Genomic DNA, 23,632 nt, shown 5'->3' with positions numbered 1-23,632 from the left:
ATGCCCGCACCGCCCTGTGACGCCCTTCAGTCAAAAGCACCTGCATTCAGCGCAAGCTGCCCGATTGCTTGACCATCCAGACCGGTATGGCCGTGAGCACCAGCACGGCGAGCAGCTGCATCCACAGCGAGCCCTCCCAGGACAGCTCGGGCATCACGCGGAAGTTCTGCCCGTACCAGTTGATCAAGGCCGTGCCCGGAATAAAAGCCGCCCAGAGCACACTGAAGACCTTGGTGACATTCAGGTCGCTGGTGGCCACAGTCTCCTCGGCCGCGCGGCGATGGAAGCGCTGGCGCTCCAGCATGAAGCGCCCTCTGCGCTGCACGCCTTCAATCTCAGCGAGCAAGCCATCGACCGGGAGCCGGTCCCCCACGGGCCCGCGCCAGGCAACACGGCGAAGGTGTGACGCCGCCCGCGCCAGGTCGTCCAGCGACTGCAGCACTACCGACAGCGGGCGGTTGAGCATGGACAGATGGCTGTCAACATCGGTCAGGTCTTGCGCACCACGCGTGCCCTGGGTGCCAACCGCCAGCTGAAAGGCCCGCAGCGATTGCATGGAGACCGCAAGGCCCTCGTCGATGCGATCGAGCACCAGGCTGGCCTGGGCCAGCAGCTGGTGCAGCAGCACGAGTGCGATGGCCTGGGCGCTGTCGGGCGACAAGCCCTGGGCTTGAATGCGCTCCAGCGCCTGGCCCGGGCGCAGCATGGGGTAGCCGGTTTCCACCGTGTACAAGCACTGGGCATCGCCAGACGCGCACCAAAGCAGGTCGGCAACCAGCACCTGCCCCTCTTGCACGCGGGCACAACGGATGCGCAGGGCAGCGCCTGGCCGCGCCGCCATCTGGGGCACCAGGTCCATGCCATGGTGCTGGCCAAGCGCTTGCAGCGCCTCGGGGCTGCTGGCATGCAGTCGACGCCAGGCAGACAACTCTGGGATCGGGTTCATCGCATCCAGCCCTTGCGTTTGATGTAGGCCAGGGGCATCAAGGCGAACAGGCCCGTCAGCGCCATCACCATCCACTCCCCCCAGGGCAACTCCAGCTCCGGCATATAGGCAAAGTTCTGCCCATAGAACGCAGCCACCAAGGTCGGCGGCGTGAAGACGGCGGTGACGACGGTAAACACCTTGATCACCTGGTTTTGCTTGATGTCCAAGGTGGTCATCAGCGACTGCTGCAGGTTGCGGATCTTGTCGTGCTGGAAGCGGGCATAACGGCGCAGGCTGTGGATATCGGCCAGCAGCACCGGCAGGCGCTGGGCAAAGCGCGCATCGCCCGCGGCCCGGCGCAGCCAGCGGCCTGCGCGCGCCAGCATCAACTGGCCCTCAACCGTTTTGGCCACCAGCTCTTCCGCCTCACCCAGCGCGATGGCCGTGTCGGCAATATCGGCCACGCCGGCCTGGCGCTTGGCCGTATCAAAGCCGCCACTGGCGGCGGCCACGGCATCGCTGCGTTCATCCAGGCGCGCGGCGATATCGCGTATGGTCCCATGGGCGGCGTCATTGAGCGCTTCGAGCATGCAAAACAGCATCGCGCAGGGGTCGAGCGCACAACCGTCGCCCATGGCCGCAAACAGCTGCTCACCGGCCTGGTCCAACGCATCTAAACGCAGGCCTTGCTCCACGCTGATCAACACCTGCTTGCCCAGGGCGAAGACCACGGTGGTTTCGAGAAACTCGCCATCCTGGCAAATCACCAGTTCCACAGGAATCACGACAAAATCGCCCTCTTCCAGCGCCGCCCTACCGCGCCGGGTGCACAGATCGAGGCCCTGTAGGCGCTGCACGGCCTCCAAGGAATCGCGCTGTGCGCTGCTCAGCCGCAGCCAGCCAGCTTGGGCCAGGCGCGCATCCATCAGACCGCCAGCGATATTGGCATTGATATGCGCCGAGTTCATGGTTGCTCCGCCGGGGTCGCCAGCACCACGGGACCGCGCTGCTCGGCGGGCTCGGCTGGCTCAGCCAGTGCTGAGGGTTTGTCTTGCGCTGCCATCACATAGCCACCGTAAACATGCAGCGCTGCAAAGCTGCCCATAATGAGCGCGTACAGCACCACCACGGCGATCATGATTTCGCGCTCGATCTGCGCTGTGCGTGGGCGGTTGGCACGTGCCTCGTTGATGGCCTGGCGGCGCTGCATGGCCGCCTGGCTCGCGTCCTGCAGTGTCAGATCGGCATTCCAGACGAGACCCTCCAGGTTGCGGGAGAGCGTCGTGTACGTGGTCTTGGTTTGGTCAATGGGATGCGGCATCGGAGTATCTCTTGTGAAGGGGGTAAGCCATAAGGGCAACTTGGCAGCGCCAGTCGTTGGCAGCCCGGACTGGCCCGGCCCGGCCCGGCCTGGCCTGGCCTGGCTTGGCAATGGCCATCGCGCGGTTTAGCGCAGCCAGCCTCGGTGTTTGACGTAGAGCAGCGGCAACAGCGCCAGCACCGCCGTCAGCACGATGGTGATGGGCTCGCCGTACTGCCACTCCAGAATCGGCATCCTGGCCACATTCATGCTGTAGTAGGTGGAGATCAGCATCGCAGGCAGGAACACGGCCGTCACCACGGAGAAGACCTTGACGATCTGGTTCTGCTTGACGTTCAGCGCCATGTTGTTGGTCGCCTGCAGCAGCCGCACCCGGTCATGCACAAAGCTCACATGGTCCTCGACGGCCTCGATGTCCTCGATCAAGCTGGCAAACAGCGGCTGGAGCTGCGCATCGCTGGCAGGCAGGCGTGACAGCACATGGCGGGCAGCCAGTGCAAGCTGCAACTGGCTCTCGATGCAGTCCGACAGCAGCTCTTCGACCTCACCCAAATCAAGCTGGGCCGAGACCACATCGCTGACGCCGAAATCGCGATCCCGCGCCTCCAGGCTATTGAGCACGGAATTGGTCTGCACCAAGACCCGGCCCAAATCGCTGTTGAGCGCGTCCAGCAGCTCATCGCAGGCATCATTGATCGCCTGCAAAATCACTGCAAAGCTCTCGAATGCGCCCGCCGCGTGCCCCTGGCGCCCTAACCGGCTCTGCGCCATCTCCAAGGCCTGTGGCGCCGGGCTGGGCTCCAGCGACAAGGCCATGCCACGGCCGACAACCAACACGACGCGGCTGGCCTGCTTGCGCCCCTGCTCCATGCCCAAAAAGGTGATCGCAAAGTAGCTGCGATCGCCGTCGTGGCTCAGATTGCCTTGCAAGCTGTGGTTCAGGTCGATGCTCAGGCTTTGCAGGAGCCCGGCCAGCTTGCCGGACTCGTCGGCGCTGATCCGCAGCCAGGCGGGCATGGCATCAGGGCGTGCGTCTGCGGCAGGGGGAGAAAGATCGGGTCGTTGGTGGAGGTTCATGGGGGCGATCCTTGCGGGGTCTGCAGCTGGGGTGGTGGCATATCGGACTTGATCGCACGCGCGCTTTCATAAAAGCCCGAATGCGAGCCCGAGGTGGACGAGGTCTTGGTCTCCCGGTCGTAATTGCCCACATGCAAAGCCGCCACGGCCAGAACCAGGATGCCCCAGGTGAGGCCCAGCATCGAGAATGACAGCCGCTCATAGCGCGACCAGGAGCGGGGTGCCTGCGGCAGCACGCGACAAGGTCGGCGCGCAGGCCGACTCCAGACCAAGGTATGGAGGGGCAGTTGGGCGGATGGAAACGATCCGCCTGGCGGAACGCAGTGGGTATGCGGCATGGTGCAGCCTTGTCTGGGCGCCCCGGCTCCGCCCAGGACGCAGACTAGGTGCGTCATGGGCTGGCGGGGCAGCATGGTGAAAAGAGCGAAGAGCGGCCTCAGGCGCTGCGCTTGGCAGACGCTGGTGTCAGCGGCAGTCGATGGAGATCACAGGGGATGGCCGCTGCGGGCACATCTGCGCGCGGCCCCATCAGCCAGCACAGCGCACGGGAGCGGCTGGCCGTGCGAGAGGCTGCGGGCCTATCGCCCCGGTCGAGCTGGTGCAGGCGGTTGCGCGCCACCCGGCTCAATTGGGGCAGCAGCCGAACGCGGTCCTGGGCCGTCAACAGGGACAGCGCCTCGGCCATGACAGGGCCTGAGAGGCCCGAAAGCGCCTGGGCAAAGGGCTTGTCGCCGTGCGAGGCCAAAAAGGCCGACAGCGCAGACGGCGAGCGGGAAACCACAGCGGCCCGGATGACGCGCTGCAAAAGTGGGAGGGAGCGGGAGTGGAAGAACAGCATGAGATTCTCCTTGGGGCAGCCTGCCGCCAAGGCCTCTCATGCATCTAGATGCGCGATGACCTCGGAGCGAGTGCCCGATGGGTGGTGACTGGAGTGGGCTGCAAATGGGTTGGGCGCTTGCAGCAGCGCATAGAAGGATCAGGTTCGGGGTCCATGTTTTCTTCTCCTGGTTAACCGGGCCTATCTCGACCAAGCCTTCAGCAACTGAAGGGAACATCGGCGGCAATCGCCGGGCCGGCACATGGGCTGAGGTTTGTTGGGGTGGAGGGCGAGAAAACAATGCTCTCGCGACGACAAAAAGAATTCTCGCAGGCTGACGCGCGGATCGCCAGTGATCTTTGGGATGCAAGCCGGTGCCATTAGGATGGGACTGCTATACCAAGGTATCAGGCACAAAACCAAGCAATGCCCTGGTTTGACCCGCCCATGGCCCCAAAGCCATTGCGGGACGCAGTGCACTCCACAGAGGAGCTGATCAGCCTTGGGCAGCTGCCAAGGGGCCTTGCTCCTCAGCCCTGAGCGATAGGATGACCATCGTCGCGCAACACCTTGGCCCAGCGGCGGATGGTGGCACGCAGTGTCTTCTGCGCCTTGTCATCCAACGGCATATCGCCCACCAGCCCAAGCAAAGCGGCGGGTACTACATAGCCATGCTGCAGCAGTGCCATGCAAAACGCGCGGTCTTTCTCGCGCCCCGCTGCGGCCTTGGCTAAAAAGAGATCGCGCAGATCAAGGCAGTAGCCAATCCGATCGTGGGTATTGCTGTTTTGCACACGGTGCAGCCGCAGCATCCAGCCGCTGGGCAATACCGCTGTCTCAGGACCGACGCCCTGGGCATAGTAGCCATAGGTTTGGTGAAACTGCGAACCCTCGCCGATGGCCCCATCGATCTTGTCTGCCAGATGGGGCGCCTGCAGCGGGTAGATGTCCGCCTCCATGGAGACGGTGAACACCTCTTCAGGGTGAGGAACTGCGCCCAGCATGGATTGGCTACCAATGATGACGAACTCATACTGGTCGGTGATATCTGCGCTGGCGCGAATGAGGTGCTCCAGTTCCTCTCGGGTCATGAATCGTCCTCGGTGACGGGCAGCTGTGGTGTGTGCCCAAGCACAACCCCTTGCTTGAGGGCGCTGGCCTGGGCCAGGATACGCTGGCGCACTTCGGCTGGCAGCGCAGTGACCAAGGGCGACGCTTGCCGCAGCTGCTGAGCGTGTCTGGTCTTGCCCAGCACTTTGCGCCATGACCTGGTTTTCAAGATTTCAGCCCATTCGCGCCACAGAGGCGCCGAGCGTGAATCGGCTTTGAGCAGCCAACGCGCCAGCGTCTGCTGCGCCAGCTCCAGCACCTCGGGTTGGGCCTTGGCCAAGCGAACCGCTTGATCATGCAAGGCCAGGCTTTGCAGATCCTGCAGCTGATGCCTTGTGGCATCTGCAGAGATGCGGACCTCCACAACCGGCGCAGGCCGAACAGAGCGTGCGCCTGCAGAACCAAGGGGTGCGAAATGCAAGCTATCACCCGCCAGCAACGCCAAGTCCCCGCTCACGCCCAAAGCCGACATGACACGCAAATAGCTGCCCATCGTTGGCGCCGGGTCACCGGTCTCGATCGCCCGCAAAGTATTGCGCGTCATTCCTGCGCGCTCAGCCATCTCCACGGTTCCCAGCCCCTGTGATTTGCGCAGGCGCCGCAATCGATCACCCAACTGCAGAAGCAATTGGCGTTCGAGAAGTGGCTGGGTTTCGGACAAATTCATTTGGTCAATATTTTAACCAAAAAATCAATTTTTGGTTAATTCAATGATCATATCTTTACGCCTGGAAAGCGGGATTTTCTCTTGACTATTTTGTCCGCAAAGACCAAGAAGCGGGGCACAGCACTTACCGTTGGAGCATCAGCCCCAAGCAGGCACAAAAAAACCGGCAGCCCTCACGGGTCTACCGGTTCTATACAAACAGCCTGGGCGACGTCAGTCTGCCCGGGCGCGGGCCTTATCAGCCCAGTGCAGCCACTGCTGCGTTGAAGGTGCTGCTGGGGCGCATCACGGCGTCCAGCTTGGCAACGTCAGGCTGGTAGTAGCCGCCGATGTCGGCAGGCTTGCCTTGCACGTCCTTGAACTCGGCCACGATCTTGGCTTCGTTCTCGGTCAGGCTCTTGGCCAGCGGTGCAAACTTGGCGGCCAGTTCGGCATCCGCCGTTTGGGCGGCCAGGGCCTGGGCCCAGTACAGGGCGATGTAGAACTGCGAGCCCCGGTTGTCCAGTTCACCGGTGCGGCGCGATGGCGACTTGTTCTCGTCGAGCAGCTTGCCGGTGGCCTGGTCCAGGGTTTGGGCCAGCAGCTTGGCGCGCTCGTTGTTGTTCTTGATGCCCAGCTCTTCGAAGGACACGGCCAGCGCCAGAAACTCGCCCAGCGAATCCCAGCGCAGGTGGTTCTCTTCCACCAGCTGCTCGACGTGCTTGGGGGCCGAGCCGCCGGCGCCGGTTTCGTACAGACCGCCGCCTTGCATCAGTGGCACCACCGACAGCATCTTGGCCGAGGTGCCCAGCTCCAGGATCGGGAACAGGTCGGTCAGGTAGTCACGCAGGATGTTGCCGGTCACCGAGATGGTGTCCAGGCCACGCGCTGCACGCTCCAGGGTGAAGCGCATGGCGCGCACTTGCGACAGGATGTGGATGTCCAGGCCGTTGGTGTCGTAGTCCTTCAAGTAGGTTTGCACTTTCTTGATCAGCTCGGCTTCGTGCGGGCGGTACGGATCCAGCCAGAACACCGCAGGCATGCCGGAGTTGCGGGCGCGGGTGACGGCCAGCTTGACCCAGTCGCGAATCGGCGCGTCCTTGACCTGGCACATGCGCCAGATATCGCCCTGCTCCACGTTCTGGCTCATCAGCACTTCGCCGGTAGCGGTGTCCACAATGTTGGCCACGCCGTCTTCGCTGATCTCGAAGGTCTTGTCATGCGAGCCGTATTCCTCAGCCTTTTGCGCCATCAAGCCCACGTTGGGCACGGTGCCCATGGTCTTGGGGTCAAAGTTGCCGTGCCACTTGCAGAAGTTGATTACTTCCTGGTAAATGCGGGCAAAGGTGGACTCGGGCATCACGGCCTTGCAGTCGTAAGGCTTGCCATCGGCGCCCCACATCTTGCCGCCGGTGCGGATCATCGCGGGCATCGATGCGTCCACGATCACATCGTTGGGCGAATGGAAGTTGGTGATGCCCTTGGCAGAGTCCACCATGGCCAGCGCGGGGCGGCCTTCCTGGCACTTGTGCAGGTCGCGGATGATTTCTTCGCGCTGCGAGGCGGGCAGGGTTTCAATCTTCTCGTACAGATTGGCCATGCCGTTGTTCACGTTCACGCCCAGCTGCTCGAACAGCTTGCCGTGCTTTTCGAAGGCTTCCTTGTAGAAGATACGCACGCAGTGGCCGAACACGATGGGGTGGGACACCTTCATCATCGTGGCCTTGACGTGCAGCGAGAACAGGATGCCGGACTGCTTGCAGTCTTCGATTTCCTTTTCATAGAAAGCCAGCAAGGCCTTCTTGCTCATGAACATCGAGTCCACCACTTCTGCGTCCTGCAGCTTGACCTTGTCCTTGAGCACCACGGTCTTGCCGGATTGGGTCTCCAGCACCATCTTGACTTCGCGTGCCTTGTCCAAGGTCATGGACTTTTCGCCGTGGTAGAAATCGCCCTCTTCCATGTGCGACACATGGGTTTGCGACCACTGCTTCCACTCGCCCATCGAATGGGGGTGCTTCTTGGCGAAGTTCTTCACAGCCAACGGTGCGCGGCGGTCAGAGTTGCCTTCGCGCAGCACCGGGTTCACGGCCGAGCCGATGCACTTGCTGTAACGGGCCTTGATGTCTTTTTCAGCATCGCTCGTGGGGTTGTCCGGGTAGTCGGGCAGCTGGTAGCCATGGTCTTGCAGCTCCTTGATGGCTTCTTGCAACTGGCCCACGGATGCCGAAATATTAGGCAGCTTGATGATGTTGGCATCTGGCGTCAGGGTCAGCTTGCCCAATTCGGCCAGGTTGTTAGGCACGCGCTGCGCTTCGGTCAGGAACTCGGGGAATTCACCCAGAATGCGGGCTGCCAGCGAAATATCACTATCGGCCACATTGATGCCAGCGGCGCCTGCAAAGCTGCGCACAATCGGCAAAAACGCCGCGGTCGCCAGGCGAGGCGCTTCGTCGGTCAGGGTATAGATGATGGTGGGTTGCTGGGTAGTCATCTGGTCTTTCTAGTGGCAAAAGTTCTGATGTGCGTCGCGCCTAGCTGGCCCTGTCTACTTGGCCCTTGGCGCGCCCGCGTAAACTCCCTCATGTACCGCTTGCCCGCCATCCCAGGGAATGCCCCTCGAATGCTGCAATGCAATATCACAATACGGAATTCAACACACAGGATTGTCGCTGCTTTTTAAGTCTTATACAAGAGTTGAGCTGGCGAATTGTTGAGCCATGCGCTCTGCCTCCTGGAAAATGGCGGCCTGCCGCCTCTCTTATGCCAGCCCTGCGCGACAGCACTGTGAAACCCGCCTCCCCCACGCCTTTGCCATGACCACGCCGCTCGCCTCCACCTTGACCATGCATGAAGCCGATGTGCAGTGGACGGCCATCCGCGCCCAGGGGCCCGGTGGCCAGAACGTCAACAAGGTCAGCTGCGCCATCCATTTGCGCTTTGACATCCGGGCATCCCGTTTGCCCGAAGACGTGCAGACCCGTTTGCTGGCCCTGGCCGATTCGCGCATCACCCAAGATGGCGTGGTCGTCATCAAGGCCCAAAGCTACCGCACGCAGGAGCAAAACCTCTGGGATGCGCTCGAACGCCTCAACGCCCTGGTGGCCAGCGCGGCGACCGTGCCGCGCAAGCGCCGCGCCACCAAGCCCACCTGGGGCTCGCAGCAGCGCCGGTTGCAGAGCAAAAGCCTGCGCGCCGGCGTCAAGGCTCAGCGCGGCAAGGTGCGGGATTGACCATGCACCAGCGTCACACGGCGACGGCTGGCGATAATAAGAAGTAATCTCATTTGTCACCACCTGTATTTCCATGAACGTGCGACGCAGCATCTTGATCGTCGATGACCACCAGAGCATCCGCGACCCTCTTGCCACCTTCATGCGCCGCTACGACTTCGATGTCGACACCGCCTGCGATGGCCTGGCCATGCGGCAGCTGCTCAAGGAGCGCAGCTATGACCTCATCATTCTCGACGTCATGCTGCCCGGCGAAGATGGCCTGTCCCTCTGCGGTTTTGTGACTGAACACATTGGCACCCCGGTCATCTTGCTGACGGCCATGACCGACCAGGCCGACCGGGTGGCGGGCCTGGAGATTGGTGCGGACGACTATGTGCTCAAGCCCTTTGACCCGCGCGAGCTGGTGGCGCGGGTGCGCAGCGTGCTGCGGCGCGGCGCCCGGCGGCGGGCCGATGATGCGGCGCTGGCAAGCGCGACAGCGCCCGAGGCGGGGACCGAGAAACGCTACGCGTTCGAAGGCTGGTCTTTTGACCTGACCACCCGCGAGCTGCACGACCCCAGCCTGAGCCCCGTGCCCCTGACCACCGCCGAGTTCCACCTGCTGCGCGCGCTGCTGGAGAACCCCAACCGCGTGCTCAGCCGCCAGCAGCTGATGGACCTGACCCAGCGCGAAGGTGCGGCCTTTTTTGACCGCAGCATCGACACCCAGATCAGCCGCCTGCGCAAAAAGCTTGAATCCGACCCGCGCCAACCGCGCATGCTCAAAACCGTGCGCGGTGATGGTTATCTGCTGGCGGCCAGAAGCATCACGCTCGCGCCATGAAACTGCTGCCACGCACCCTGGCCGGCCAGTTGCTGGCCCTGTTGCTGCTGGCCTTGATCGTGGCCCACCTGGTCGCCGTGCTGGTGCTCACCTGGCTGCGCCATGACAGTGACGAAGTCCACCCGCTGTCGGCCCACACCATCGAAACCCGGGTTGCCACCGCCTACCGTGCAATAGAGAGCAGCCCCGCGTCGGCCCAGCGGCTGGTGCAGAGCATCAGCCTGCCCGATTCCCAGTTCCGCATCCGGCCCCAGCCCTTTGATGATGGCCAGCCCATGTCCGAGCAAGAGGCCAAGATAACGGCCAGCCTGCAGCAACGCCTGGGGTTGGAGGCCAGTGCTGGAGCAGCAGACGCGCCCCTGCGCGTCCACCTGCGCATGCGCTCGCCCTTGGCCGCCAGCCAGGCCGGCGATGTGGACCAGGACATCCTCGCCCTGCTGAGCCCGGCCTTTGAAGAAGATGGCAGCTGGATGCTGCATGTGGATGTGCGTCTGCCCGATGGCCAGTGGCTGAGCAGCTGGCACCTGCCGACCATGCTGCTCAGCCACTGGAGCCGGGTGCTGAGCTTCTCCATCCCAGTGGGGGTACTGCCCATCATCGTCATTGCCGTGCTGTTTGGCCGCCGCATCATGCAGCCCTTGCGCATGCTCACCGATGCGGCCCAGCGCATCAGCCGGGGCGAGCGCTCGGCCCATCTGCCGCTCTCGGGCCCCGAAGGCGTGCGCGAAATCATCGACGCCTTCAACGAGATGCAAGACCGCCTGCTCGGCGTCGTCAACGACCGCACCCGCATGGTCGCCGCCATCGGCCATGACCTGCGCACGCCCCTTACCTCCTTGCGCATCCGCGCCGAGTTGGTCGACGACGAAGAGCTGCGCCAAGCCATGGTGACCACCATCAACGAGATGCACAGCATGGTCGAAGAAATCCTGCACTTTGCCCAGGACGACGCCATGCGCGAGACCACCCAGCATGTGGCCCTGGATGCCTTGGTGGGCGAGGTGGTGGAGCAGCAGCGCAGCCTGGGCCGCCAGGTGGACTGGAGCCCCCCACCCCCCATCAGCTACCGCTGCCGCCCGGCGCACCTCAAGCGCGCCTTGGCCAACCTGATCGACAATGCCGCGCGCTACGGCCGTGTGCAGGTCCGCTTGGCGGTAACCGGTGCCGCAGACCAGAGCGCAGCGCGCAGCCTGCGCATGGAGATCGAAGACCAAGGCCCCGGCATTGCGCCCCAGGACATGGAGCAGGCCTTTCGCCCCTTTAGCCGGCTGGAGGTGGCCCGCAATGGCGAGACCGGCGGCTTTGGGCTGGGGCTGGCGATTGCCCGCTCTTGCGTGAGGGCGCATGGTGGGGAGTTGAAGCTGCACAACCGCAGCCAAGGCGGGTTGCGGGCGGTGATTGAGTTGCCGGCCTGAGGGGCCCCCTGGAGGCCCGCCATCCAAGCCTGGGACGGGTCAACCTATTTCTCGACGCGCAGCCTGCTACAAGACCACCGCGCGCCAGCAGGGCTATCGCCCCATTCCAACGCGACCCCGCTACAAACCGTGCGCAAAACTGCCTGCCGCCGGGTACATGCGTCCCGGGCCATGCATTGCATAGTCTTTTGCGGCTATAGATAGAGCCGAATGCGCAACACGCCCAAGCCTCCCGTCTGTCCATTGGAGATGGACAAGGCCTCTCCCGAGGATGCCGATAAATAATAGACTCATTTTGTAACTATAGTTACAATAACTGGCAGAGTGCCAACAAAGTTTACAGCGCATTTTTACAGATCTTATAAGCCTAGAATTCCGGCCGATACGTCATGCGTACCGCTTTTGTCAGTCCAGCTGCGCCTCGCGTAGGTATCCCAACAGAAAGTCATATTGTGAAGTCCCACATTTCTTCAAACATGCCCCGGTTAAAGGGTGTCCGCGCAGCCATGCTCCCTACGGCGACTGGGCTGTTCATCGCATTGGCGGGGCTGCTGTCGTCCTTTGGCGTGCAGGCGCAGGCGGCGCTGCCCACGGTGTCATGCAGTTCGTCATCGGCGGCATTCAGCACGGGACATGACGCATCAACCGGTGGCGCTTTAGCTCAAGATTCGGCAGAGCCATCTTGGAAATTTGCGTTTGCTGGCAGTCCAGTCAGTAACCCAGCCGTCGCGCTGAGCGCCATATCGCCCGCCGCTTGGACACCGCTCACTGTTTATTGGACATCACCCTGGAGCACGTCGCCCTACAACAATGCCAATTGGGTTTCCCCGCTTGGTTTTAACAGGGCAGCCAGCCAACGCTGGGGCTACTACCGGTACCAGTTCAATTTGGACCCTGCGGTCAATCCAGCGGATCTGTCGGTTCAGTTGTCCTACCTGGTTGACGATGTCGCGACGGAAATCTACGTCAACGGCGTTGCCCAAAGCACGTATGACCCCGTCATCAGCCCGGGCTCGGCATTTTCAACGCCGCCCGTCTCGCGCACATTGACGCAGGACTGGAAGCCCGGTCTGAACGAAATCGTTTTTCAGGTTCTGGACTATGGCTGGGTGACGGGCTTGCTGGTGCAGGCTGAGCCCAAGGCCGTGTGCAACCCCACCACGGTCGACATCACCAAAACCGCCAGTGCGAGCCAAGTCAACGTGGGCGGCACCTTCAGCTACGACATTGTGCTGACCAACCAAGGCTCGCAGCAGGCCAGCGTTTCGCAACTGACGGACACCCCGCCCGCTGATATCACACTGAACGCCTGGGCCTGCACGGCAGCCAATGGCGCGAGCTGCCCCGTCCCCAGCAGCGGCACAGGTCCTCTCAACCTCAGCAATCTGGCTTTGCCACCCGCCGCGCTAACGGGAGGCACTGGCGGACAACTGACGTTCACCCTCCAAGCCAGCGTGAACGCCACTGCAACGCCAGGGTCACTGACCAACACGGTCCAAGCTACGCCGGACGCCACGACCACACAGTGCTCTGCAGCGTCTGGTGGTGCGGGTGCCGCGCAGTGTGCGGCGTCAGCCAGCATCAACGTGGTCAAACCAGTCACGCCCGAGCCGGCAGCGCCTACCCCGGTGCCCGCAGATGCGCCGTGGGCCTTGTTGGCATTGGGCGGATTGCTGGCGGCCTTTGGGGCCCGCAAAGTGCGGTCTCAGGGTTCTGTGTAACGCAGGCACCTTTTCTCCCCGCCACGCCCCTTCAGCAAACGCTGTGGGGGCGTTTTTGCGCGGGCGCATGGCCCGGAGCCTATCCCTAGTGTTTGCTCAGCTCGGTGGCCGCCTCGTCTATCAAGGCCGCCACATCGGCCGCCCTGGACGCGAGTGACGCATGGCTTGCGTCCAAGCTGAGGACCTTTCGCGGGTTCATCCGCGCTGACATCATCTTTTGGTTTTCCGGATGAATCATCCGATCTTCGCTAGAAATCTGATACCAGCTGGGCTTGTTCTTCCACGCGGGTGCCGTGATGTTGTCGCCAAAGGTGCTGGCCAGTGGCGCTTTCTGCGTTACCGCCATGACCAGGGCTTCGTCTGCGGTCAGGTCCTGGCAAAAGCTTTCGTGAAACTTCTCATACTGGGCCCACAGGTAACCATCACTGTCGGGCGCAAGATTGGCAATAGCGGCAGGCGGATGGGCTTGGCTGATGCTGCCTGGGCTCTCGCCTGCGTCAGGCGCGAAGGCGGCGATATACACCAAGCCGACCACGTTGCCCAGATTGCCTGCTTCGCTGATGACGGCGCCGCCGTAGGAATGTCCGACGAGCAGGACCGGGCCAGACTGTTGAGCGACCATCTTGCGCGTGCGCTCCACATCGTCGGCCAGCGAGGTCAACGGCAGCTCAACCGCGCGCAGCTTGGTATAGCCCTTGCGCGAAAGTTCAACGATCACCTTGCTCCAGTGCGCCGCACCGCCCCAGAAGCCATGGACCAAGACGATAGTAGGTTTGTCGCTCATGATTTAACTCCGTAGTCTTAAAAGTTGCCCCCTGCTTTCACCTTTGAACACCTGCGAGAGGGAATACGCATCCTACGCGCAGATAGCGGCCCTCTCAAGCGCGACCCGAGCTGTGGGCTGGATACGCAGCTGCCCCATGCCATTGCATGCCAGGCGGGGCAGCGACCTTGACGGCCAAATTCTGAAGCTGGTAGGCCGCCACCCAGGCGCTGAACTCCAGGTCTTCAGCACCTGCCCTTGCTTTGCCCGTCAGCGCTTTTCAGCGGCAAAGCCGTGGCGCTTTGCTGCCAGCACCACCGCCAGGCTCAGTACCAGCAGCGCCAATACAGCGGGTGAGAAGGCGCCCACCCCCCAGTGGGCCAATAACAGGCCACCGGCCATGCCGCCGCCGGCAATCGCGAGGTTCCAGGAGGTCACCAGCATGGACTGGGCCACATCGGCCGCCGCGCCGGCGCTCTTGGCCAAGGCCGTTTGCAACAAGGTGGCGGCCCCACCAAAACCAAGGCCCCAGGCGGCCACTGCCAGGTAGACGACAGTGGGTGAGCCCATGGCCAGCGCCAGCAGCAGCGCGCCCAGCAAAAACAGCCCCGTGCTCGCCAAAGTCAGCGTGCGCAAATGCCGGTCTATCAGCACGCCCGTGATCCAGATGCTCAGCACCGACAGCAGGCCAAACACCAGCAGCACCCTGTCTACCTGCGTGGCCAGGCCGGCCTGTGCCAGCAAAGGGGCTATGTAGGTGTAGAGCAGGTTGTGCGCCAGCACATAGGTCAGCACCACCAGCAGCACCGGCCGCACACCTGGCAGGCGGAACACCTGGCGCAGCTTGAAGGACTGCCCTGCAGGCTGTCCGGCAAAATCAGGCAGGCGCAGCTGCACCCAGCCCATCAGCAACAGCGCCAGCACGCTCATGCTGCCAAAACACAGGCGCCAGCCCAAGTGCTGCCCCAGCCAGGTGCCCAGCGGCAGGCCCAAAGACAGCGCCAGCGGTGCGCCCAGCATGGCAATCGCAATGGCGCGCCCGCTTTGCTGCGGGCTTACCATGCGGGTGGCATAGCCCGCTAGCAGGGCCCATAGCAGGCCGGCAGCCACACCAGCCACAAAACGGGCCAGCAAGGTGAGTGCATAGCTGCCCGACACCGTGGTAACCGTATTGGCCAGCACAAAGCCGGCCAATGCCGCCAGCAGCAAGGGCTTGCGGCGCATGCGCTGGGTGGCCGCCGTCAACGGGATCGCCGCCACCAAGGAGCCAATGGCATACAGGCTGACCAGCTGCCCGGCCATGGCCTGCGACACGCCCAGCCCCGCACTGATCTGCGGCAGCAAGCCGGCCGGCAAGGCCTCCGTCAAGATGGTGACAAAACCCGCCAGCGCAAGCGCCAGCAGCGATGCAATGGGCAAGCCGCCGGTGTGGGGTGGGCAGGAGCTGCCCATACCGGGGCGATGGGGGTGGGAGAGTGAAGAAGCATCTGGCATGGCGGAACGGCGAAAGCCTTTGTACAAATCCGCGCTGATCGGGTGACCTGCGGCGGGAGAAAACCAATGAGCCGCCATGGTGCAGGGATTGGCCTTGCAAGACAATAATGCCGAAGTTCAAAACATATCGGACAAATTGTCTGCAATAGGAGCGCCATGGACGCATTGAGTGGCATCGCCTTTTTTGTACAGGCTGCCGATACGCGCAGCTTTTCTGCAGCCGGGCGCATGCTCGGCGTCTCCGCATCAGCCGTGGGCAAAAGCATATGCCGGCTGGAGACGCGCCTGGGCGTGCGCCTGTTCCACCGCAGCACCCGCAGCATCACCTTGACGGCCGAAGGCGCCTTGTTTTTGGAGCGCTGCCGCCGCATTCTGTGCGAGGTGGAGGCCGCAGAGCTGGAGCTGTCCGAGACTTGGCAGTCCCCACGCGGGCGCTTGCGGGTGAGCCTGCCGCAGGTGGATGCGCTGGTCATGCCCGCGCTCACGGCCTTTATGCAGCGCTACCCGGCCATCACCCTGGATCTGGATTTTAGCGACCGGCTGGTCGATGTGATCGACGAGGGCTTTGATGTGGTGATGCGCACAGGCGAGCCCGCTGATTCACGCCTGGTATCGCGGGTGCTGGGCAGTTTTGCGCTGCAGCTGGTGGCCGCGCCCGGCTACCTGGCAGCGCGCGGCACCCCCCAGCAACCCGGCGATTTGGCGGCGCATGCCTGTTTGCAGCACCGCTTTCCCAGCAACGGCAAGCTTGAAGCCTGGCCGCTGCGCGCCGAGCCGGGCGCCGCCGCCTGGAGCTTGCCCACGTCGATGGTCTGCACCACCACATCGGCCCTGATGGAAGCGGCCATTGCGGGCCTAGGCATTACCTGCCTGCCCGACTTTATGGTGCGCGATGCCATCGCACGCGGCCAGCTGCTGACTGTGCTGGATGCGCATGTGGTCCACGAAGGCTGCTTTCGGCTGCTGTGGCCATCGAGCAAACAGCTGGCACCCAAGCTGCGGGTGTTTATCGACTGCATGGCCGAATCGCTGCCGCTGCGCGCGCCGGGTACCCATGGCAACACCTCGCCCCCGCTGGCTATACTGCCCGCTGCCTCCCCACAACCCCACCCCGCAGCTTGAAAGGCAGACCATGGGCCCACGCGAACAGCTCCAGCAAGACGGCTATGTGCTGCTGCGCCAGGCCATTCCGGCCGCATGGCTGCCCGGTTTGCGCGCGGTATTTGATGCCGGCATCACCAGCCACTGGCCCGTGCCCCGGGGCTGGGACTGGCGCCATGCGCTGGTCGATGACAACGCCCAGATGCTGGCCGTTTGCCAGCTGCCGCAGCTGCTGGCCGCTGCGGGTGTGCTGATCGGGGAGCGCTTTTTTCTGTCGCAGGTGGAGGGACGCGAGCCCGTTGGCGGTGGCGGCTACCAGCGCCTGCACCGCGACTTGTCCAACCAACGGCCGGGCGACACCGTGGGTGCACTGGCGTTTTTGGATGACTTTGGGCCGGAGAACGGCGCCACCCGCTTGGTCCCGGCCAGCCACCGGCCCAGCGCCGAAGAAGCGGCGCGCAGCGCGCATGACGAATCCCAAGCGGTACAAATCTGCGGCCAGGCCGGCGATATTCTGGTGTTTGATGTCGATCTGCTGCATGCCGCCAGCCTCAACCCCAGCGGTGCGCACCGCCGCAGCCTGCTGATCAACTATGCCGCCGAGGTGCTGTATGACGCACACCAGCAGACCACCGCCCTGCGCCAGGTCCGCATGGATACCAGCGCACGCTTTGACCCCTGCGACTTTGTTCTGGCGCCCGCCTGACAAAGGCCTGCGCTTGCCCCTTTAAAGCTGCTCGTGGCTGCCGCTGGCGCTGCCCTGCTCGCCTGGTTCAGCTTGCGGCGCATGCCAGCCCATCTTTTGCGAGATCGCAGCACTCGCGCCTTTCAGCAAGCTGCGGTAGTAGTGCGGCGTGTCCGCACCGCAGCGCATGATGGGGAAGGACACCGACAGCGCCGCGATCACATGGCCAAAGCGGTCAAACACCGGCACCGCAATGCAGCGCAGGCCGGGCTCGGCCTCCTCGTCGTCTTCGGCCACTTCTTGCGCACGCACCCGGGGGAGGATGTCCATCACCGCATCTACCGAGTTCAAAGTACGGGGCGTGAACAGCTTGAGCGGCTGCGACGACAACAGCTCCCGGGCCTGATCAGCAGGCATAAAGGCCAGCAGCACCTTGCCGATGGCAGTGCTGTGCAAGGGCTTGCGCCGGCCAATGCGCGACTGCATGCGCAGCCCAAAATCCGATTCGATCTTGTGGATGTAGATGATGGCGTCTTCATCGAGCGCGCCCAGGTGGATGGTCTCGCGGGTCAGCGCCCCCAGGTGGCGCATGTCCTCATCGGCCTCGCGCACCAAGTCGGTGTTCTCCAGCGCCTTGCCGCCCAGCTCAAACAGCCGCAAGGTGGCGCGGTACAGCTCCGATTCGCCATCCTGCGCCACATAGCCCAGCGCCTTCAAGGTTTGCAGCAGCCGGTGTACCGATGACTTGGACAGCGACAGCTGCTGGGCCAGCGCCGTCACGCTGACATCGCGCTGGTTGCCCAGGCATTCCAAAATGGCAAAAGCCTTCTCCACCGCGGCGACGGTATCGGTCTTGTCCATGGCTGCGGGGCTCTCGCTCATCGGTCCGTCCTTCTAGGGTTGCTGTGCTGGATGGCCTCGATTATCGGGCCAGCCAGCCGCCATCCACGGCCACGGTATGGCCATGCACATAATTGGCCGCGCTGGAAGCCAAAAACACCGCCGCCCCGCCCAGGTCGGCCGGCTGGCCCCAGCGGCCCGCCGGGATGCGCTGCAAGATCGCATCGGCGCGGCCCGCATCCTGGCGCAGCGCCTCGGTGTTATTGGTCTCGATATAGCCAGGCGCAATCGCATTCACATTGATGCCTTTGCTGGCCCACTCATTGGCCATCAAGCGGGTCAAGCCCAGCACCCCGCTTTTTGCCGCTGTGTACGACGGCACCCGCACCCCGCCCTGGAACGACAGCAGCGATGCAATGTGGATGATCTTGCCGCCCTGCCACTGCGCGCCCTGCTGCGCGGCGCTCTCCAGCATGTGGCGCGCAACGGCCTGCGACAGAAAGAACAGGCTTTTGAGGTTGGTGTTCATCACCGCATCCCAGTCGTCCTCGCTGAAATCCAGCGCATCCGCACGGCGGATGATGCCGGCGTTGTTCACGAGGATGTCAACCTGGCCACAGGCTGCCAGCACCTGCGCCAGCACATCGGCAATGGCTGCCGTGCGGGATAGATCCGCCTGCACAGCGATAAAACGCCGGCCCAAGGCCTGCACCTGGGCAGCCGTCTGGCTGGCATCGCTGCGGTTGAGGCCGACGATATCGGCCCCCGCCTGCGCCAGCGCTACCGCAATGCCCGCCCCAATGCCGGTATTGCAGCCTGTGACCAAGGCTACCCGGCCCTGCAGACCAAAGGGGTGGTGGGGGATGGACGCTGATGCGGCAGGCGCTGGGGCAATCGGGGAATAGGACATGGATCGGGGCTTGGAGGGAACACAAAAGCAGCCAGCGAAAAGCCGGGCTGCCAAGAGGTATGGCCTCTATTGAAACACAGTCCGATTTTTTCAGAACACTGTTCCGTAAATTTTTATGAATGGAATTAGACAAAGGGTTTACCAGCTATTTTCAGATTTTAAATTTATGGAACACTGTCCCGGTTGCTTCGGTAGTCATCGGACAACACCTCTACAACCGATAACAAATGCATCACCAAAGTGTGAGGAGCGAGACATGGAAATCCAGAAAACCATTGAGCGTGTGCCCGGCGGGCTCATGCTGATTCCCCTGCTGCTGGGTGCCTGCGTGCACACCTTTGCGGCGGACGCCGGCAAATACTTTGGCTCGTTCACCAACGGGCTGATGACGGGGACCGTGCCCATCCTGGCGGTCTGGTTCTTTTGCATGGGGGCGACGATCAACCTCAAGGCGACGGGCGTGGTGCTCAAAAAATCAGGCACCCTGGTGCTGACCAAAATCCTGGTGGCCTGGGTGGTGGCGATGGTGGCCACGCGCTTTTTGCCCGCCGGCGGCATCCAGACTGGGCTGTTCACCGGTCTGTCGGTGCTGGCCCTGGTCACCGCGATGGACATGACCAATGGCGGGCTGTATGCCGCGCTGATGCAGCAGTACGGCACGCAAGAGGAAGCCGGTGCCTTTGTGCTCACCTCCATCGAGTCGGGCCCGCTGGTCAGCATGCTGATCCTGGGCGCCACCGGCGTGGCGGTGTTTGAGCCGCGTTTGTTTGCCGGCGCAGTGCTGCCGTTTTTGATCGGCTTTGCGCTGGGCAACCTGGATCCCAAGCTGCGCGAGTTCTTTGGCCGCTGCGTACACCCGCTGATCCCCTTCTTCGGCTTTGCGCTGGGCTGCTCGATTGACCTGGGCGTTATTGCCAAGAGCGGCTTTACCGGTGTGTTTGTCGGCGTGGCCGTCATCATCGTCACCGGCATCCCGCTGATCCTGGCGGACAAATTTATCGGCGGGGGCAATGGCACCGCAGGGCTTGCTGCCTCATCCACCGCCGGCGCGGCGGTCGCCAATCCGCAAATCATCGGCAGCATGGTGCCCGAGCTCAAGTCCATGGCCGATTCCGCCACCGCGATTACCGCCACGGCCTGCCTCTTGACCGCCATCCTTGTGCCGATTCTGACGGCCATGTGGGCCCGCAAATACGGCCGGCGCGCGCAGCCAGCGGCAACAGAATCCAGCGCCTTACCCGACGCCTTACCCAGCGCAGCAGCCAGCCCGGCCAAGCTGGCCCACGACGGGCATTTCTAAACACCTCCGGCTTTTACCCCCCCGCCTGGCGTGCTGCCCCGTGGCGCGCCCGGCATCTTTCACAGGAATGACTCCATGACAATTTCTTCCGTGCGCAGCGGCCGCCTGGCAGGCAAGGTGGCGCTGGTTACCGCAGCCGCCCAAGGCATTGGCCGCGCCAGCGCCGAGCGCCTGGCCGCCGAAGGCGCCCGCGTGATTGCCACCGACATCCATATCGGCCCGCTGGCGGGCTCGGGGCTGGATGCGCGCCAGCTGGATGTGCGCGACAGCGTGCAGGTGCAAACGCTGGCCGAGGTGCTCGGGCCCATCGACATTCTGTTTAACTGCGCAGGCTTTGTGCATGCCGGCAGCGTGCTTGAATGCAGCGAAGACGACTGGGACCTGGCCTTTGACCTCAATGTCAAAGCCATGTACCGCAGCATCCGCGCCTTTTTGCCCGGCATGCTGCAGCTCGGCCGGGGCAGCATCATCAATATGTCGTCAGCCGCCTCCAGCATCAAGGGCGTGCCCAACCGCTTTGCCTACAGTGCCTCCAAGGCAGCGGTCATCGGCATGACCAAGTCCATCGCTGCCGATTACTGCACCCGGGGCGTGCGCTGCAATGCCATCTGCCCGGGCACGGTCGATTCGCCATCACTGGGCCAGCGCATTGCCGCGCAGGCCCAGCACGATGGGCTGTCGGTGGACGCGGTACGCGCCGCCTTTGTGGCCCGCCAACCGATGGGCCGCGTCGGCAAACCCGAAGAGATTGCCGCACTGGTGGCCTACCTGGCATCGGACGAGGCGGCCTTTACCACCGGCCAGGCCCATGTGATTGATGGCGGCTGGTCCAACTAAAGCCCGCCTGCCCCCCACTTTTACCGCTGCGCGACAGCATCCATACCTGCAGGCACCTAGACTGGCGCCTGCATGCAATTTGACCCTTTGGAGATGACATGAAACTACTGCGTTACGGCCCGGTGGGCCAGGAAAAGCCCGGCCTGCTCGACAGCAGCAACACCTTGCGCGACCTGTCGGGCGTGCTGAGCGATATCGAAGGCGCGCAACTGGGCGACGCCGCACTGGCCCGCTTGCGCGCGATCGACCCAGCCACGCTGCCAGCAGTTCCCGGCCAGCCACGCATCGGCCCTTGTGTGGCGCGCGTGGGCAAGTTCATCTGCATCGGCCTCAACTACGCCGACCATGCGGCCGAATCGGGCGCCGCCATCCCCACCGAGCCGGTGATCTTCAACAAATGGACCAGCGCCATCTGCGGCCCCAACGATGCGGTCGAGATCCCCCGTGGATCTACCAAGACCGACTGGGAAGTCGAGCTGGGCGTGGTCATCGGCAAGGCCGCCAAATACATCACCGAAGCGCAAGCGCTGGAGCATGTCGCCGGCTACTGCGTGGTCAATGATGTCTCAGAGCGCGAATGGCAAATCGAGCGCGGTGGCACCTGGGACAAGGGCAAGGGCTTTGACACCTTTGGTCCCATCGGCCCCTGGCTGGTGACCCGCGATGAAGTGCCAGACCCACAAAACCTGTCCATGTGGCTGGATGTGGATGGCAAGCGCTTCCAGAACGGCAACACCAAGACGATGATCTTTACCGTCGCGCAGATCGTCGCCTATGTCAGCCAGTGCATGAGCCTGCAGCCCGGCGACATCATCTCCACCGGCACCCCGCCCGGCGTGGGCCTGGGCATCAAGCCCCATCCTGTCTACCTGAAGGCCGGCCAAACGATGCGCTTGGGCATTGAAGGCCTCGGCGAGCAGCAGCAGACCACCGTCAACGCCTGATGCTGTACAGCACCCGACGCCAGCGCGGCAACGGGTGCTTACAGATGGAAAAATCGTAGCAGCCATCACCATAGATTTACACCATCAAAACAGCCGCTATGGCTGATGTACAAAGCAACCATTGCTCATCTTTTGATACAGGATTTTCCGCTAAGCTGCCAGCATCCTCCACTGCCCCCGACCCTGCCATGAACCGTTTGTTGACCCCACTGCTCACTGCGTTGGCGCTGTCCTGCCTGGCCGATGCCAGCTGGGCCCATGGTGATGGCCACGGACGCCACCACCACCGCAAGGAACACAAGGAACAGTTCTGGGACGGCAACTGCAAGGTAGAGCGCAAATGGAAGCGCAATGGCGAGTACAAGGAAAAGCGCCGCTGCCATGACCGCCCGGCGGCCTATTACGCGCCGCAGCCCGTCTATGCCGCCCCGGTGCTGGTGGCACCGCGCCGGCCCGAGGCCATTGTCATCAGCCCGCAGATCGTCATCCGGCCCTGATCGGCAGGCGCTGCTGCCTCTCCCTCTTTGCGGGCTGTCAGACACCTGTTTGACAGCCCGCTGTCTTTGCCTCCACAGCGACAAGCCCAGTTGGCCCACAATCGGGCCATGTCCTCCCAAACCCTCCCCATGGCTCCGGCCGGCTCCATCACCTTGGTCCAAGGCATCGAAGTGGGCCACTTCACCGACAGCCGCCGCCCCACCGGCTGCACGGCCATCCTGGCCAAGGCCGGGGCGGTGGGCGGCGTTGATGTGCGCGGCGCCGCACCCGGCACCCGCGAAACCGATCTGCTCCACCCCACCAACCTGGTCGAGCGCGTACACGCCATCATGCTGGCGGGTGGCAGCGCCTGGGGGCTGGATGCGGCCAGCGGCGCGATGCGCTGGCTGGAAGAGCAAGGTGTGGGCCTTGATATTTCGGTAGGCCGCATTCCGCTGGTGCCCGCCGCCGTGCTGTTTGATGTGCTGGTGGGCGATATGCGCATCCGCCCCGATGCCCAGGCCGGCTATGCCGCCTGCCAGGCTGCCAGCAGCGCCATGCCCGCGCAGGGCAATGTGGGCGCAGGCGCGGGCGCTGCGGTGGGCAAGATCTTTGGCATCCAGCGGGCCATGAAAGGTGGCATTGGCACCGCCTCGGTCACCATCGATGGCGTCACAGTCGGTGCCATCATTGCCTGCAATGCGCTGGGCGATGTGCTGGACCCAGACACCGCCCAAGTGGTGGCCGGTGCACGCACCCGCGATGGCAGCGGCCTTATCGACACGCGCCGCGCCCTGCTGCGCGGCGAGCCGCCCCAGCCCCTGCTGGCGGGCACCAACACCACCATTGGCGTCATCGCCACCGATGCGGTCATCACCAAGGCGCAGGCCAGCCGCCTGGCCACCGTGGGCCACGATGGGCTGGCGCGCGCCATCAACCCGGTGCATACCATGTCCGATGGCGATACCTTGTTTTGCCTGGGCACCGGCGCTGCAGGGCGCAGCCTGGGCATGATGGTGCTGGCAACGATGGCCGCCGAGGCCGTGGCCCAGGCCACCTTGCAGGCCGTGCTGCATGCCAATCGTTTACAAATCGAAGCCGGAGATAACCACAAAGCGGTGCATCTGCCCAGCGCTGCTGATTTACAGTAAGAGCCATTCCAACAGCGCTGCCCCGGCAGCCCACCA

Annotated in this window: 24 protein-coding genes; 11 read left to right on the top strand and 13 right to left on the bottom strand. The window is 63.4% G+C overall.

The window, feature by feature from the left end; genetic code table 11:
• Positions 1 to 46 precede the first annotated feature (46 nt).
• The 9 genes from M2375_RS18655 to M2375_RS18615 all read right to left on the bottom strand — a co-directional run bounded on the left by M2375_RS18655 (position 47) and on the right by M2375_RS18615 (position 8,393).
• On the bottom strand, positions 47 to 946 hold the full coding sequence (locus M2375_RS18655) for a CorA family divalent cation transporter (RefSeq protein ID WP_259169439.1): 900 nt from the start codon (positions 944 to 946) through the stop codon (positions 47 to 49).
• A complete protein-coding gene (locus M2375_RS18650; RefSeq protein WP_259169438.1) occupies positions 943 to 1,896 on the bottom strand; it encodes a CorA family divalent cation transporter in 954 nt (317 codons plus the stop codon). The genes M2375_RS18655 and M2375_RS18650 overlap by 4 nt, the downstream gene beginning before the upstream one ends.
• Entirely contained in the window at positions 1,893 to 2,249 is a 357-nt protein-coding gene (locus tag M2375_RS18645; protein WP_259169436.1) for a hypothetical protein, read from the bottom strand. Before M2375_RS18645 ends, M2375_RS18650 begins: the two co-directional genes overlap by 4 nt.
• 126 nt (positions 2,250 to 2,375) lie before the next feature.
• Positions 2,376 to 3,326 carry a CorA family divalent cation transporter gene (locus M2375_RS18640; protein ID WP_259169435.1) on the bottom strand — a complete coding sequence of 317 codons (951 nt, stop codon included), beginning with the start codon at positions 3,324 to 3,326 and terminating at the stop codon, positions 2,376 to 2,378.
• Positions 3,323 to 3,664: a hypothetical protein gene (locus M2375_RS18635; RefSeq protein WP_259169434.1), complete on the bottom strand. Its 342-nt coding sequence runs from the start codon at positions 3,662 to 3,664 to the stop codon at positions 3,323 to 3,325. The genes M2375_RS18640 and M2375_RS18635 overlap by 4 nt, the downstream gene beginning before the upstream one ends.
• Before the next feature lie 98 nt (positions 3,665 to 3,762).
• Positions 3,763 to 4,164: a hypothetical protein gene (locus tag M2375_RS18630; protein ID WP_259169432.1), complete on the bottom strand. Its 402-nt coding sequence runs from the start codon at positions 4,162 to 4,164 to the stop codon at positions 3,763 to 3,765.
• A 509-nt stretch (positions 4,165 to 4,673) separates the two neighbouring features.
• Positions 4,674 to 5,234: a DUF6036 family nucleotidyltransferase gene (locus tag M2375_RS18625; RefSeq protein WP_259169431.1), complete on the bottom strand. Its 561-nt coding sequence runs from the start codon at positions 5,232 to 5,234 to the stop codon at positions 4,674 to 4,676.
• Positions 5,231 to 5,920 carry a helix-turn-helix transcriptional regulator gene (locus M2375_RS18620; protein WP_259169430.1) on the bottom strand — a complete coding sequence of 230 codons (690 nt, stop codon included), beginning with the start codon at positions 5,918 to 5,920 and terminating at the stop codon, positions 5,231 to 5,233. The genes M2375_RS18625 and M2375_RS18620 overlap by 4 nt, the downstream gene beginning before the upstream one ends.
• A gap of 238 nt (positions 5,921 to 6,158) precedes the next feature.
• Positions 6,159 to 8,393, bottom strand: coding sequence for an NADP-dependent isocitrate dehydrogenase (locus M2375_RS18615; protein WP_259169429.1), 2,235 nt, complete (start codon positions 8,391 to 8,393; stop codon positions 6,159 to 6,161).
• Between the two features lie 322 nt (positions 8,394 to 8,715).
• On the opposite strand from M2375_RS18615, the gene arfB reads away from it, so the two are divergent.
• The 4 genes from arfB to M2375_RS18595 all read left to right on the top strand — a co-directional run bounded on the left by arfB (position 8,716) and on the right by M2375_RS18595 (position 13,094).
• Complete coding sequence (gene arfB, locus M2375_RS18610) at positions 8,716 to 9,132, top strand: alternative ribosome rescue aminoacyl-tRNA hydrolase ArfB (protein ID WP_259169428.1); 417 nt, start codon at positions 8,716 to 8,718, stop codon at positions 9,130 to 9,132.
• A 73-nt stretch (positions 9,133 to 9,205) separates the two neighbouring features.
• The gene (locus tag M2375_RS18605; RefSeq protein ID WP_259169427.1) at positions 9,206 to 9,958 is read left to right on the top strand and encodes a response regulator; all 753 of its coding nucleotides are present in this window, start codon (positions 9,206 to 9,208) and stop codon (positions 9,956 to 9,958) included.
• Complete coding sequence (locus M2375_RS18600) at positions 9,955 to 11,373, top strand: ATP-binding protein (RefSeq protein WP_259169426.1); 1,419 nt, start codon at positions 9,955 to 9,957, stop codon at positions 11,371 to 11,373. The genes M2375_RS18605 and M2375_RS18600 overlap by 4 nt, the downstream gene beginning before the upstream one ends.
• A gap of 389 nt (positions 11,374 to 11,762) precedes the next feature.
• On the top strand, positions 11,763 to 13,094 hold the full coding sequence (locus tag M2375_RS18595; RefSeq protein ID WP_259169425.1) for a DUF11 domain-containing protein: 1,332 nt from the start codon (positions 11,763 to 11,765) through the stop codon (positions 13,092 to 13,094).
• A gap of 85 nt (positions 13,095 to 13,179) precedes the next feature.
• Here the strand turns inward: M2375_RS18595 and M2375_RS18590 are convergent, their stop codons facing one another.
• Together M2375_RS18590 and M2375_RS18585 are read right to left on the bottom strand one after the other, a co-directional pair.
• Positions 13,180 to 13,878: an alpha/beta hydrolase gene (locus tag M2375_RS18590; RefSeq protein WP_259169424.1), complete on the bottom strand. Its 699-nt coding sequence runs from the start codon at positions 13,876 to 13,878 to the stop codon at positions 13,180 to 13,182.
• Between the two features lie 249 nt (positions 13,879 to 14,127).
• Positions 14,128 to 15,309, bottom strand: coding sequence for an MFS transporter (locus tag M2375_RS18585; protein ID WP_259169537.1), 1,182 nt, complete (start codon positions 15,307 to 15,309; stop codon positions 14,128 to 14,130).
• A 198-nt stretch (positions 15,310 to 15,507) separates the two neighbouring features.
• On the opposite strand from M2375_RS18585, the gene M2375_RS18580 reads away from it, so the two are divergent.
• Complete coding sequence (locus tag M2375_RS18580; protein WP_259169423.1) at positions 15,508 to 16,473, top strand: LysR family transcriptional regulator; 966 nt, start codon at positions 15,508 to 15,510, stop codon at positions 16,471 to 16,473.
• 10 nt (positions 16,474 to 16,483) lie between these two features.
• A complete protein-coding gene (locus tag M2375_RS18575) occupies positions 16,484 to 17,158 on the top strand; it encodes a phytanoyl-CoA dioxygenase family protein (protein WP_259169422.1) in 675 nt (224 codons plus the stop codon).
• A gap of 21 nt (positions 17,159 to 17,179) precedes the next feature.
• Here the strand turns inward: M2375_RS18575 and kdgR are convergent, their stop codons facing one another.
• Together kdgR and kduD are read right to left on the bottom strand one after the other, a co-directional pair.
• Complete coding sequence (gene kdgR / locus M2375_RS18570) at positions 17,180 to 18,019, bottom strand: DNA-binding transcriptional regulator KdgR (protein ID WP_259169421.1); 840 nt, start codon at positions 18,017 to 18,019, stop codon at positions 17,180 to 17,182.
• 40 nt (positions 18,020 to 18,059) lie between these two features.
• Positions 18,060 to 18,887 (bottom strand): 2-dehydro-3-deoxy-D-gluconate 5-dehydrogenase KduD, encoded by an 828-nt coding sequence (kduD, locus tag M2375_RS18565; protein WP_259169420.1) that lies wholly within the window; start codon positions 18,885 to 18,887, stop codon positions 18,060 to 18,062.
• 256 nt (positions 18,888 to 19,143) lie between these two features.
• Between kduD and kdgT the strand changes: the two genes are divergently transcribed.
• The 5 genes from kdgT to M2375_RS18540 all read left to right on the top strand — a co-directional run bounded on the left by kdgT (position 19,144) and on the right by M2375_RS18540 (position 23,596).
• A complete protein-coding gene (gene kdgT, locus M2375_RS18560; RefSeq protein ID WP_259169419.1) occupies positions 19,144 to 20,187 on the top strand; it encodes a 2-keto-3-deoxygluconate transporter in 1,044 nt (347 codons plus the stop codon).
• A gap of 75 nt (positions 20,188 to 20,262) precedes the next feature.
• Positions 20,263 to 21,024 (top strand): SDR family oxidoreductase, encoded by a 762-nt coding sequence (locus tag M2375_RS18555; protein WP_259169418.1) that lies wholly within the window; start codon positions 20,263 to 20,265, stop codon positions 21,022 to 21,024.
• A gap of 98 nt (positions 21,025 to 21,122) precedes the next feature.
• On the top strand, positions 21,123 to 21,968 hold the full coding sequence (locus M2375_RS18550) for an ureidoglycolate lyase (RefSeq protein ID WP_259169417.1): 846 nt from the start codon (positions 21,123 to 21,125) through the stop codon (positions 21,966 to 21,968).
• A 188-nt stretch (positions 21,969 to 22,156) separates the two neighbouring features.
• Complete coding sequence (locus M2375_RS18545) at positions 22,157 to 22,465, top strand: hypothetical protein (protein WP_259169416.1); 309 nt, start codon at positions 22,157 to 22,159, stop codon at positions 22,463 to 22,465.
• 108 nt (positions 22,466 to 22,573) lie between these two features.
• On the top strand, positions 22,574 to 23,596 hold the full coding sequence (locus M2375_RS18540; protein ID WP_259169415.1) for a P1 family peptidase: 1,023 nt from the start codon (positions 22,574 to 22,576) through the stop codon (positions 23,594 to 23,596).
• The last annotated feature ends 36 nt before the right edge of the window (positions 23,597 to 23,632 follow it).

It is taken from the genome of Comamonas sp. BIGb0152 (assembly GCF_024809975.1).
In the GTDB taxonomy this organism is placed as follows: Bacteria; Pseudomonadota; Gammaproteobacteria; order Burkholderiales; family Burkholderiaceae_C; genus Comamonas.
Note: the sequence above shows the minus strand (reverse complement) of the source record. Positions and strands in the feature narration are given on the sequence as shown.